At 55.2% G+C, this 10189-nt stretch carries 12 protein-coding genes; 10 read left to right on the top strand and 2 right to left on the bottom strand.

Annotated elements, in window-relative coordinates:
* The first annotated feature begins 28 nt into the window (after positions 1 to 28).
* Genes FPY71_RS10185 through FPY71_RS10160 form a run of 6 tightly spaced genes read left to right on the top strand, consistent with a single transcriptional unit; the run spans position 29 to position 4151 of the window.
* Positions 29 to 835, top strand: coding sequence for a hypothetical protein (locus FPY71_RS10185; protein ID WP_210246272.1), 807 nt, complete (start codon positions 29 to 31; stop codon positions 833 to 835).
* Positions 832 to 2355, top strand: coding sequence for a replicative DNA helicase (locus FPY71_RS10180; RefSeq protein ID WP_149300143.1), 1524 nt, complete (start codon positions 832 to 834; stop codon positions 2353 to 2355). Before FPY71_RS10185 ends, FPY71_RS10180 begins: the two co-directional genes overlap by 4 nt.
* Positions 2355 to 2714: a hypothetical protein gene (locus FPY71_RS10175; protein ID WP_149300142.1), complete on the top strand. Its 360-nt coding sequence runs from the start codon at positions 2355 to 2357 to the stop codon at positions 2712 to 2714. The genes FPY71_RS10180 and FPY71_RS10175 overlap by 1 nt, the downstream gene beginning before the upstream one ends.
* Complete coding sequence (locus tag FPY71_RS10170; protein ID WP_149300141.1) at positions 2711 to 3043, top strand: TSCPD domain-containing protein; 333 nt, start codon at positions 2711 to 2713, stop codon at positions 3041 to 3043. Before FPY71_RS10175 ends, FPY71_RS10170 begins: the two co-directional genes overlap by 4 nt.
* Positions 3040 to 3483 (top strand): hypothetical protein, encoded by a 444-nt coding sequence (locus FPY71_RS10165; protein ID WP_149300140.1) that lies wholly within the window; start codon positions 3040 to 3042, stop codon positions 3481 to 3483. Before FPY71_RS10170 ends, FPY71_RS10165 begins: the two co-directional genes overlap by 4 nt.
* Positions 3480 to 4151 carry a hypothetical protein gene (locus FPY71_RS10160; protein WP_149300139.1) on the top strand — a complete coding sequence of 224 codons (672 nt, stop codon included), beginning with the start codon at positions 3480 to 3482 and terminating at the stop codon, positions 4149 to 4151. Before FPY71_RS10165 ends, FPY71_RS10160 begins: the two co-directional genes overlap by 4 nt.
* Before the next feature lie 20 nt (positions 4152 to 4171).
* Here FPY71_RS10160 and FPY71_RS10155 read toward each other — a convergent pair whose 3' ends face one another.
* Positions 4172 to 5026 carry a hypothetical protein gene (locus FPY71_RS10155; RefSeq protein WP_149300138.1) on the bottom strand — a complete coding sequence of 285 codons (855 nt, stop codon included), beginning with the start codon at positions 5024 to 5026 and terminating at the stop codon, positions 4172 to 4174.
* Positions 5027 to 5258: 232 nt separating this feature from the next.
* On the opposite strand from FPY71_RS10155, the gene FPY71_RS10150 reads away from it, so the two are divergent.
* The 4 genes from FPY71_RS10150 (at position 5259) to FPY71_RS10135 (ending at position 9915) form a co-directional block, all read left to right on the top strand.
* Positions 5259 to 5696 (top strand): terminase small subunit, encoded by a 438-nt coding sequence (locus tag FPY71_RS10150; RefSeq protein WP_149300137.1) that lies wholly within the window; start codon positions 5259 to 5261, stop codon positions 5694 to 5696.
* A complete protein-coding gene (locus FPY71_RS10145) occupies positions 5614 to 6951 on the top strand; it encodes a DNA-packaging protein (RefSeq protein ID WP_149300136.1) in 1338 nt (445 codons plus the stop codon). Before FPY71_RS10150 ends, FPY71_RS10145 begins: the two co-directional genes overlap by 83 nt.
* A gap of 15 nt (positions 6952 to 6966) precedes the next feature.
* On the top strand, positions 6967 to 8766 hold the full coding sequence (locus FPY71_RS10140; RefSeq protein WP_149300135.1) for an anti-CBASS protein Acb1 family protein: 1800 nt from the start codon (positions 6967 to 6969) through the stop codon (positions 8764 to 8766).
* Between the two features lie 327 nt (positions 8767 to 9093).
* Positions 9094 to 9915: a phage head morphogenesis protein gene (locus FPY71_RS10135; protein WP_149300134.1), complete on the top strand. Its 822-nt coding sequence runs from the start codon at positions 9094 to 9096 to the stop codon at positions 9913 to 9915.
* Here the strand turns inward: FPY71_RS10135 and FPY71_RS10130 are convergent.
* A complete protein-coding gene (locus FPY71_RS10130) occupies positions 9905 to 10159 on the bottom strand; it encodes a hypothetical protein (protein WP_149300133.1) in 255 nt (84 codons plus the stop codon). The two genes, FPY71_RS10135 and FPY71_RS10130, sit on opposite strands and share 11 nt — an antisense overlap.
* Positions 10160 to 10189 lie beyond the last annotated feature (30 nt).

The raw sequence follows: 10189 nt of genomic DNA, 5'->3' as shown, positions 1-10189 counted from the left end.
CCGGCATCAGGTACATGCACAGGAGCAGATGCAGTTCCATCGCGAGCAGCAACTGGAGTGCGAAAAGACGGGCCAAAGCCTTGTGCCTGCGATTCAGGCAATTGACGCCCTTCTGTCTGCCCAGGCGCAGTTTGCTGAGACGATCCAAAACCTTCCCGCCCCTTTGCTGCATGCAATTGGCGCCACAACAGAGGCGGCACCTGAACCATCGAGACTGGAAGTGTTGGAAGACGCACCAAGGCCGGTGAAGAGCGTTGACCAATATCAAAGCAATCCAGAGCTGATAACGGCACCAGCCAAGCCTGCACTCACAGAGCCAGCCACAGACAATGACGTCCTTCTTATCATGCGGGCGAACCGTAGCTCAGATGGGCTATGCCTGTTGCGACCATCCCAAATCGCCAAAGAACTGGGCATGCATGTGGGTGCCTTGAACGTTGGCTCTCTGCGCCGCCTTGCAGCCACAGGCCATATCAAAAACCTCGGCGCTGGCCGCTTTCTCGTGCACGACAAGCTACAGCCAGAAGTTCAAGCACCAGAGCCGGAACCTGAGCAGCCAGCAATTGCTGTTCCTGTCGATAAGCCCGATCTCACGCCCGCTGCCCAGGCGAAGGCAAACCGCATTCTAGCGGTCTTCGAGAAAGAGCGAACGGGCTTGATTTCATCTGTCGAACGCGAGCGTCTCTACAGGCTGGCCGGATCTGCGCACCTGCTGAAAAAGATCACAAAGGATATGGAAGCGCGCGGCATTTTTCGCATGGCCCGCAATCAGGGCGGCGAAGCCAAGGATTTCATCAGCGTGGTATTCCCGCGGGCAACTGAGGCGGCAGAATGAACGCTTATCACCCAGATATGGCCGACAATCCAAGCGTTCCCTACGACATGCACAATGTGCGTGATGGGGAAGTCGACGCCGGCATCAACGTTGAGGCAGAGCAAGCGCTTCTCGGAGCAATAATGCTCAACAATGATGTGCTTGATCATGTGAGCTTCATCGAGCCACAGCATTTCAGCGAACAGATCCACCAGCAGATATTTGCCTGCATTCGTGGAAAGTTGGCTCAGGGATTAAGGGCCGATCCCATCACTATGCTGAGTGACCTTCGCACCATGCAAGTAGGCGAGATTAATGGTGTCGCATATGTCGCTCGCCTCGCAGGCGCAGCTTCAACCGTGGCAAATGCTCGCGACTATGCAATTGAGGTCGTGTCAGGCTTTGTAGTTCGCAACGGCCTCTCCCTCGCCCGCGACATGTGGAAGATGTTTGCGGAGAAGGGATACGACACCTCGATTTTGTCGATCATCAGCGACCTTGAGGAGAGAGTTGCAGAGCTTCGGGCCTTGGCACCGCAGGCGCCCGCCGACACCGACGTAGACAGTGCGCTCGATCGATTGCTCAGAAACATCGGTGAAGAGCCCCAGGTTAAACAGCGGGCTATCCCATTCCCATTGCCTGAGATTGGCACGGTCCTGCAGGAGCCAGGGTTTCAGGTTGGCAATCTGTATGGATTGCTTGGTGCTTCAGGTGAAGGGAAGACCTCGCTCGTGCTCCAAGTAGTCCGGTCGGCTCTAGATGCAGGTCATCCAGTTCTGTTGATGAGCTACGATCAGACGGATGAGCAGGTGCTGCGTCAGATGATCAGCCAGGCCACCGGCATATCCGTCTCGCAGATGATTCAGCGCCGCATCAACGACCACGAATTTCAGATGGTCGCCGATGAAGGCTTGAGGATCAAAAAGCTGGCGCCATTCCATGTGCGCTCTCTGTCAGATCACAAGATTGGAGCAATCGTGTCATTGACCAAACGCTGGGCAAAGACACTGAAAAAGATGGCACGACCCGACGGCTCTCATTGGGGCGCACCGCTCATCATTCTGGATCACAACCGCAAGGTGAGGGCCGAAGATCCAAGAGCAGACGCAGGTTCAAAGGCGGCTATCGTCAATGGTGCGGGCAAGGCCCTGGCTCGCGACCTTGAGGCAGTGGTGCTGTTCCTCAACCAGAGAAACGGCAAGGGAATGGAGCGGTATGTCCCAAGGCCGATTGCTGAGGATTTGTTCGGCGGTGAGCAGGCCAAAGAGGACTACGATTCCATTCTCTACATCTACCGGCCAGAGCGCTGGCGGGATGAGCAGTTGAGTGTAGCCCGTGATGCTGCTGAGGCCGGCAAGATCACTCAACGCTTCATGCTCAGAAAGAACTGGGAGGATACACCGCGCGACCCTGCTGGAATGGCTGAAATCGGTGCGATTAAAACCCGATACGGCGCAGGCGGCGTGAAAGAGTTCGTCAAATTCGAAGGCCGCTACACTCGGTATGTGTCAGAGCGCCCGACGACGCCGGAGTTGTTCTGATGCATTATGAGGTCGGAAAATCTTTCGCTTGGTTTGTCGCGTTTGGCCGCGGCTATGCTGCCGAGTACGCATTCCCAGGCAATCGCAGAACGAGGATGCTCAGCAAAGACGGCAAGATCGTTGTTTTCCCCACCTATGCCGAGGCGATAGCCGCCGCGCAGCTCAAGGTTAGGAAGCACTGCGAGCCAGATATCCGGGTAGATCGAGGCGAACAACCTGAAGAACATGTGCCAGCATTCCTAAATCCAGAGACATGGGCAAAAGAGCGCGCCATGAACCAGTCGATTGAACGCCGCACTGTTTTCCGCGGTCTGGGCAAAGGCTCAATTACTGTTGAAACCAGGAGGCGAGGAATATGAGCCGGAAACATCTTCCAAATCGCCGCCCGGCTGAGAATTGCGATATCTGGTTCCAGGGTATGGAGGTTCAGGTTTCCTTCGGCTGGACCGACGATGAACGGATCACAGAAGTTTTTGCTTCCACGAGGAAGGTGGGAACCAGCGTAGATACGATGGTCCGAGACACGGCGGTGCTGATCTCGATCTCTCTTCAATATGGCGTCACACCGCCCATTCTCGAACGCTCTTTGACCATGGACGAAACTGGCCAAGCGGAAGGCTTCGCTGGCGTCATCCTGAAGATGATCAGAGAGCGTGAGGCCGAAGTGAGGAGCGGCGTTGCTGCATGATCGATCCACGCGTTGCCTCAATCTGCGCCGAGTATGGCGTTGAGATCGTGGACAAGCACCGCGATCCAGAGCCGGGGCAGACGCGTGCCGGGAAAACACTTGAACGCATCCTCCGGCGATATGGCGAAGACCATTTCCGAATGCTCATGACAACGGTGGCCGAGACTGACAACACCAAGCGATATCTGGACGAGCCGGGTTTGTGGGCTGCCTCCGATCTTATCAGGGCATGCCGTGGCATCGTCGATACCCGAACAGCAGAATGGCTTGAACTCTGGGACAGGGCACCGGTGAGCGATTTGCAGAGGATAACCAGAGACTTATCTGGCATTATCCCGCAGCGATACGCTCTTGGTGGTATGATGTACGAAAGGATTGTCCGGGTTTTTGGTCCCGGTGCCGCGCAGCCTGATCTTTTCGACGACAGAAGGACGCCATGACAGAAGCTGAAGTCGCAGAGATGTTCATCCGAGCCGCACAGACAGAGCTCAAATTGCCCCGTACCGGCACACGGCCAAAGGGCTATGGCTCCTATGCCTTGCCTTATGTCCACACTCAGTCCGACATGAACGGCTGGGGGTCGCGGCCTGGGGAACGCGACCAGTTGAAGCCCGAAGATCGCGAACGGCATTCCGCACACAGGGCCGAGTTCTGGGAAGGTAAAGGCGCACGTGCGTCCACCAGTGAAGTGACAGAATGGCAATGCTGCCTCGACCTGACCGGAACGATACAAGATGAAAGTCAGCGCCGCGCGCTCTGGGCATGGGCATTCTCAAAGGCCGGGAAGGGCTCATTCAAGAACTGGTGCTTCAACGAGGAAGGCATTCATCCAGAAACAGGCAGACGACGAAAAGATCGCGCTGTTGCACAGATTTCGATCAACCTGTCCGGCACGACCGTCCTGCCGGACAATATGCGGGCTTTTGGGGTGTTGGCTGACCATGCCGAAAAAGCATACATTGAGTATACAATCGAGGATGATGCGTTAAAGAGCCGACGAGACTTTTCATGGCGCGCTGATCCATCGCTCAGACCACTATTCGACAACAGCTTACGAGACACATCATGGGCCGATCGGCGCAACGAACGGCGCCGCGTTCGGACTTGATTTGTAGATATTGGGGATTTTCAACTAGGGGTTTCACCTTCTGTTTGGTCGAACGTAACAAGCCATCTGATAAACCCGCTGACTTGAGATACCATAAAAACGGCCAGTTCTAGCGGAGGCTGCGCGGGGTCTTCTGTTCCAGGCTCATGCCTGTAAAAATGAGCGCCGTCGATCCAGTCTATGAAAGATGAAATTTGTTTTCGTGCAAGATTTTTAGCAGCCTCTTGTTCAGAGTATTTTACATCTGATTGAGGTCGAACATATTTGTTCACCTCTGAGCCGTTTAGCTGCAAAGCTTTCGGGAACATTAAACGAAAGAGTGCCTCGATCGCAAAGAATGAGTGCCGAATTGCACCTTTGCCGTCTGGTGGCAAACTGTCTAAGCAGATGAATGCTTCTTCATACAGTTGCCTTACTGAATTGTATCGAGGATTGCCCAGTATGGTGATCGTCGCAATGCGAGACCTTTCAAACTCTGAATCTTGTGTAAAATGGACTCCAGCACTGTCGTCGATCCTATAACGCACCTGCTCTTCCACGAATACCCTGCGAACTTGCGCGATGAACCTTTTTCGGTCTGCTTCTCGACGATCGGGATAAACGCTGCTTATGGAGTTCCACCGAATAGTAATGGAATCTAAAACGTCGCGTAATTGAAGTTGTCTCAGTATTACCGGCCAACTCGACGTATAGCTATGGTCTCTACTTAGCATAACGCCAAGTTCGCTTTCTAATTTATTGCCAAATAATGTGCGATCCTCAAAAATTCCGTAAATAATCCCAAGCCTATTTCGAAGTCTTTCACTGTCCGGAAGAAAATTGGGCTCCCTCAAATACACTTGGCTGAATCGTTGGCCTATTGGTTCGCTCGTCATACCGAATCTCATTTACTAAAGTTATAGAAGATCAAAAGTGGAGCGCGACGGCAAGCTTGTTGCGGCCACCGGACAACGAGCGGTGCTTTCATGACCTGCGCTCCCTGCCAAGCCCGCCGCCAAATGCTGGTTGATGCGAAGCGAACCGGTGGCTTGAAAGCTGTTGTCAAAGTCCTGCCGGCGGTTGGCCGGCACATTGTCAAACACCCGCCAAAACTGAAGCGAGAGACAAATGGCACTGACCGCCCGCCAACAGCGGTTCGTTGAGGAATACCTGATCGACCTCAATGCAACGCAGGCTGCAATACGGGCGGGATACAGTGCGAAGAACGCGGACGTAACCGGTCCGCGGATGTTGGGAAATGTTGGGATCGCAGCCGAGATCGCAGAGCGGAAAAACAAACACGCCTCAGAGCTCGATCTGTCGGCAGGTAGAGTGCTTCGCGGACTTCTTGAGGAGGCGACTCGCACCGGCGAAGGGTCGTCTCACGGGGCTCGTGTGAGCGCTTGGGGGCTCCTCGGCAAATACCACAAATTGTTCACAGACAGGATTGAGGCGGAAGTCTCAGGAGACATCACGATCACCGATGCCCGCTCCAAGCTTCAATCTCTCCTCGCTCGCCAAGCTCCCACCGGCGCAGCAAAGCGCGATACTGGCGGGGCTGACTGATAGGGAGTGCCAGGCGCTTCTTCATGATTGGCGATTTCTGGCACGGTCGAGCCAACTGCCACCGGATGGTGACTGGCAAAACTGGCTAATTCTTGCGGGCCGTGGGTTTGGCAAGACACGCACGGGGGCAGAGTGGGCGCGAGAGGAACTGAAAGCCGGGGCTACCCGTCTGGGGCTGATTGCTCCAACTGCCTCTGATGCTCGTGACGTTATGGTTGAAGGTGAAAGCGGTCTGCTTGCAGTGTGCTGGGCTGGGGACCGGACACATACAGGCGAAGCGTTGGGGCGACCTCAATATGAGCCGTCCAAACGGCGGCTGACCTGGGCGAACGGTGCCATTGCAACATTGTTCTCAGCTGAGGAGCCGGAGCGTCTTCGTGGTCCGCAGCATGACCGGCTGTGGTGCGATGAGCTGGCGGCATGGAAATACCTGCGTGAGACGTGGGACATGGCAATGTTCGGTCTGCGCCTTGGTGATAGACCGCGAACGTGCATCACAACGACGCCAAAGCCGAACCAGGTGCTGCGGGAAATTATACGGGACGCTCGCACGATCATCACGCGAGGCTCGACCTTCGATAATGCTGGCAATTTGGCGCCGACATTTCTGCAGGCAATCAAGGACAAATACGAGGGCACAAGGCTTGGCCGGCAAGAACTGAACGCAGAGCTTCTGGATGATGTGCCGGGCGCTCTCTGGACGCGGGATATGATCGATAGTGCCAAGGACGGCAGTTCGTTGCCAGACATGCAGCGCATTGTCGTTTCGATTGATCCATCTGGCACCGCGGGCGATTCAGACGACGGCGATAGCGTTGGAATCGTTGTTGCTGGCAAGGGTGTGGACGGGGCGGGCTACATATTGGCCGATCGCACCTGCAAGCTATCTCCTGATGGATGGGGACGGCGGGCAGTGGCTGCATATCACGAGTTCAATGCAGACCGGATTGTCGCTGAGCGCAACTTTGGCGGCGCGATGGTTGAGCACGTCATTCGCACGGTCGATGCGCAGGTTTCGTATACTGAGGTGGTGGCCAGCCGCGGCAAAGTCGTGAGGGCTGAGCCTATCGCTGCTCTTTATGAGCAGGACCGCATCAAACATGTGGGCGGGCTTGAGCATCTGGAAGATCAAATGTGCGCCATGACCGGCGATGGATACATGGGTGATGGTTCACCTGACCGGGTTGATGCCGCCGTGTGGGCGCTGACCGATCTCATGCTGACGGGATCACAATATACGTTGAATAATCTGTAAGGCTGGATCGAAGACATGAATGCTCTCAAGTTCTTCGACAGCCTGACGAATCTCATCACAGGTATGGGAACACTGAAGTCCAAGGGGCAGGCTTCGGTTTTTACATTTGTCCCGATGACCCCGGCGGAACTTGAGGCGGCTTATCGAGGCTCATGGATGGCCCGCAAGGCTGTTGATGTGCCAGCCATGGATATGTGCCGTGCATGGCGGCTCTGGCAGGCAGACAAGAGCCAGATTGAGCTGATAGAGCAGGAAGAGCGTCGGCTTGGTGTACAGCTGGCCACGCTCAAAGCGAAGACAATGGCCCGGCTGTATGGCGGCGCTGCAATCCTGATCAGCGACGGCAGCGTCAACCTTGATCAGGAGCTACGGCCTGAGCGTATCAAAAAAGGCGGGCTGAAGTTCCTGACTGTGGTCACCAACCAGGGGCTATCTGCTGGTGAGCTGGAGACAGATCCTCAATCCCACTGGTACGGCCTGCCGAAATTCTATCGCATGCAGACGACGAACGGAGAGGTTGTTATCCACCCATCGCGGATGGTGCGCCATATCGGATCGCCAAAGCCGGACGGGTTTGTTTCATCAGTCAATGACGGCTGGGGCGACAGCATTCTTGATGCGGTGAACCGTGCGTTGAAAGACGCAGAAGGCTCAGCTACCAACATCTCGGATATGACGCACGAGGCAAAGATTGATGTTGTCAGAGTGCCGGGCCTGATGTCGCTGGTATCGCAGGCGGATTATGAGTCGCGCTTTCTCAAGCGCACGCAACTGGCTTCGATGGCCAAGAGCATGCACAACACGCTGCTCCTGGATAAAGAAGAAGAATGGGATTCAAAGCAGCTTAGCTTTGCGACCTTGCCTGACGTGCTTGATCGCTTCCTGCAGATTGCGTCTGGCGCTGCGGATATCCCTGCAACCCGCTTTCTGGGCCAGTCTCCTGCCGGTCAGAACAGCACTGGCGAAAGCGATTTGATCAACTATTACGACCGGATAAGTTCAGGGCAAGAGCTGGAGCTTCGTCCGGCCATGTCCATCCTGGACGAATGCATCATTCGCTCAGCGCTTGGATCGCGACCGCCGGAGATACACTATCGCTGGGCGCCACTCTGGCAGCATAGCGAGAAGGACCGGGCAGAGATCAACCTCAAGAATGCCCAGGCATTCAACATCGACAGCCAGTCCGGTGCATTCGATAGCCAAGTGCTGGCCAAGGCTCGCTTTAACCAATGCGTTGAGGCCGGGACCTATCCTGGACTTGAAGCTGCACAGGCTGAAAGTGGCAGGGAAATCGGCGAGATCGATTTTGAACAGCCAGTTCCTGTCGATCGGGAGGTGGGCGATGCCGCCCGCCCTTTTGATGATGCTTATAACCCGCGCCAGCCGCGGGGAGGTGATGGGCGGTGGGTATCGTCCGGGTCACGTATTGCAATTCTTGCGGGCATGGCCGGGACGAACCAAGCCTCGCATGTCGAGTTTGCCTCAGTGCGTCGTCCTGCCGAATTGTCCAAACTTGTCGGCATTGACGTAAAGGGGTTCAAGCATTCGGTCAGCAATCAGGCCATCCAACACTCTTTGAGCAAGCATGGCGGCAAGTCTGAATTGTCACGAGGCCAGAAGCCGGTATCGATGGGTGACTTCGCTAAGCTTCCAGCAGTCATAAAGGGCGGAGCGTACGCACCTGCAAAGCAACGAGCATTCGGCCCGCCACGCGTGCAGATAAATGCTACGATTGATGGTGACCGTTACACATACGTGGCTGAGGTGCGGCGCGGAAAGCGTCGGATCGACATGGTAACGATGTGGAAGAAATAGACCGCGCTGCTCGATGCCGAAGCCTGAGCTGACACGTCCGAAACGACGCGCGGCTTACAATGAATATAGCGGGTATCGGACGAACCTTCAACCTTGCAATATAGCAGCAACTTGGTCGGGTTCTAGCTGAACACCATAACGCAAACTGGTTTGGTTCTGAGCATATCCGTTAACGACTATAAAAGAACCGGCACGTCCTTGGCTTTCAACAGCAATAACGTGGTCGGGATTTATGTAAGCCACTCCGCCAGACGTCTCAAGTCGGACCAAACGCATATCGCTTTCCTCTTCTAATTGTTGAAATATGACTATCGGAATTTTGGGCTTATGCAAACCTTCAACCTCGCCGAGCTCGTTTCTGATCGTCGCCGGTCATCAGTCATTCTGCCGCCCATCGCCGACAGCCAAGGCGCACAGTTGGAGTATCTGAGGGAGCTCAGAACAATGCTTCGGGGCATTGCAGCAGAGGTGAAGCAAAACATTCTGCCGGCAGCAGAGACTGAGTTGGCCACAGCGCGCGATCGGTTGCAGCGGGATATGAACATTCGCGCATTTGACCTGCTGGCTGCTGTGGCTCGCGGACTGGCAAACATCGCTGAGCAGCTGGTTGAACGCATTTTGCGAGCGGAAACCCGGAGACATCGCCGCAAGTGGTTACAGTCTGTGCGCTCTGCACTGGGCATCGATATTGCTGCAGTGGTGCGAGAGGAAGATCTGGAGTGGTTTCTGGAAACTTCGGTAACCAGAAATGTCGGCCTGATCCGAAGGCTGGCAGACGACACCGTCGCCGCCGTGCAGACGGCAGTGACAAACGCAATCTTGCGGGGAAGAACAGCACCTCAACTTCGCAAGGATCTGACTGGCCTATTCGGGATCAGCGACCGGCGCGCCAAGACAATTGCGCGGGATCAGATTTCGAAGGTTACGTCTGATCTGAACCGCAAGCGGCATGAGCAGGCGGGCATCACAGAATATGTTTGGATGACCAGTCAGGATGAGAGGGTCAGATCACTGCATCTCTCGCTTGAAGGCAAGGAATACAAATACGCTGAGCCGACTGGGGCAGAGCAGGGGCTTCCACCAGGTCAGCCGATCAACTGCCGATGCATAGCCAAAGGCATCATACGCTTTAACGGGATCAGGATTTAAATCTGGCCAGAACGTTGCTGAGATCAGCCGGCGTATTGATCTCTTCGTAGTGCAGCGCTTCGAGAGATTGCTTGTAGCTGGACGGCGCGCACCATTCGTAAAGCAGCAACTGCCGTTGCGTGGCCGTGTCTTCATGCCGCTTCAATGTGCTTTCAACGGCCATGACGCGCATCATCAGGTCCAACTGATGCTGGCGGATATCGCGCAGCAACTTTTCAATGCGGTCGAGCTGATCGTTTGACATTGGCCTCATCATACAGAGAAGCGAGGGCTT

Source organism: Aureimonas fodinaquatilis, assembly GCF_008369445.1.
Taxonomy (GTDB): domain Bacteria; phylum Pseudomonadota; class Alphaproteobacteria; order Rhizobiales; family Rhizobiaceae; genus Aureimonas; species Aureimonas fodinaquatilis.
Note: the sequence above shows the minus strand (reverse complement) of the source record. Positions and strands in the feature narration are given on the sequence as shown.

Coding starts and splice junctions, on each gene's coding strand:
- FPY71_RS10140 (WP_149300135.1), top strand. CDS start 6,967: ATGAATGCTCTCAAGTTCTTCGACAGCCTGACGAATCTCATCACAGGT.
- FPY71_RS10145 (WP_149300136.1), top strand. CDS start 5,614: ATGCCCGCTCCAAGCTTCAATCTCTCCTCGCTCGCCAAGCTCCCACCG.
- FPY71_RS10175 (WP_149300142.1), top strand. CDS start 2,355: ATGCATTATGAGGTCGGAAAATCTTTCGCTTGGTTTGTCGCGTTTGGC.
- FPY71_RS10130 (WP_149300133.1), bottom strand. CDS start 10,159: ATGTCAAACGATCAGCTCGACCGCATTGAAAAGTTGCTGCGCGATATC.
- FPY71_RS10160 (WP_149300139.1), top strand. CDS start 3,480: ATGACAGAAGCTGAAGTCGCAGAGATGTTCATCCGAGCCGCACAGACA.
- FPY71_RS10170 (WP_149300141.1), top strand. CDS start 2,711: ATGAGCCGGAAACATCTTCCAAATCGCCGCCCGGCTGAGAATTGCGAT.
- FPY71_RS10135 (WP_149300134.1), top strand. CDS start 9,094: ATGCAAACCTTCAACCTCGCCGAGCTCGTTTCTGATCGTCGCCGGTCA.
- FPY71_RS10155 (WP_149300138.1), bottom strand. CDS start 5,026: ATGACGAGCGAACCAATAGGCCAACGATTCAGCCAAGTGTATTTGAGG.
- FPY71_RS10165 (WP_149300140.1), top strand. CDS start 3,040: ATGATCGATCCACGCGTTGCCTCAATCTGCGCCGAGTATGGCGTTGAG.
- FPY71_RS10185 (WP_210246272.1), top strand. CDS start 29: ATGCAGTTCCATCGCGAGCAGCAACTGGAGTGCGAAAAGACGGGCCAA.
- FPY71_RS10180 (WP_149300143.1), top strand. CDS start 832: ATGAACGCTTATCACCCAGATATGGCCGACAATCCAAGCGTTCCCTAC.
- FPY71_RS10150 (WP_149300137.1), top strand. CDS start 5,259: ATGGCACTGACCGCCCGCCAACAGCGGTTCGTTGAGGAATACCTGATC.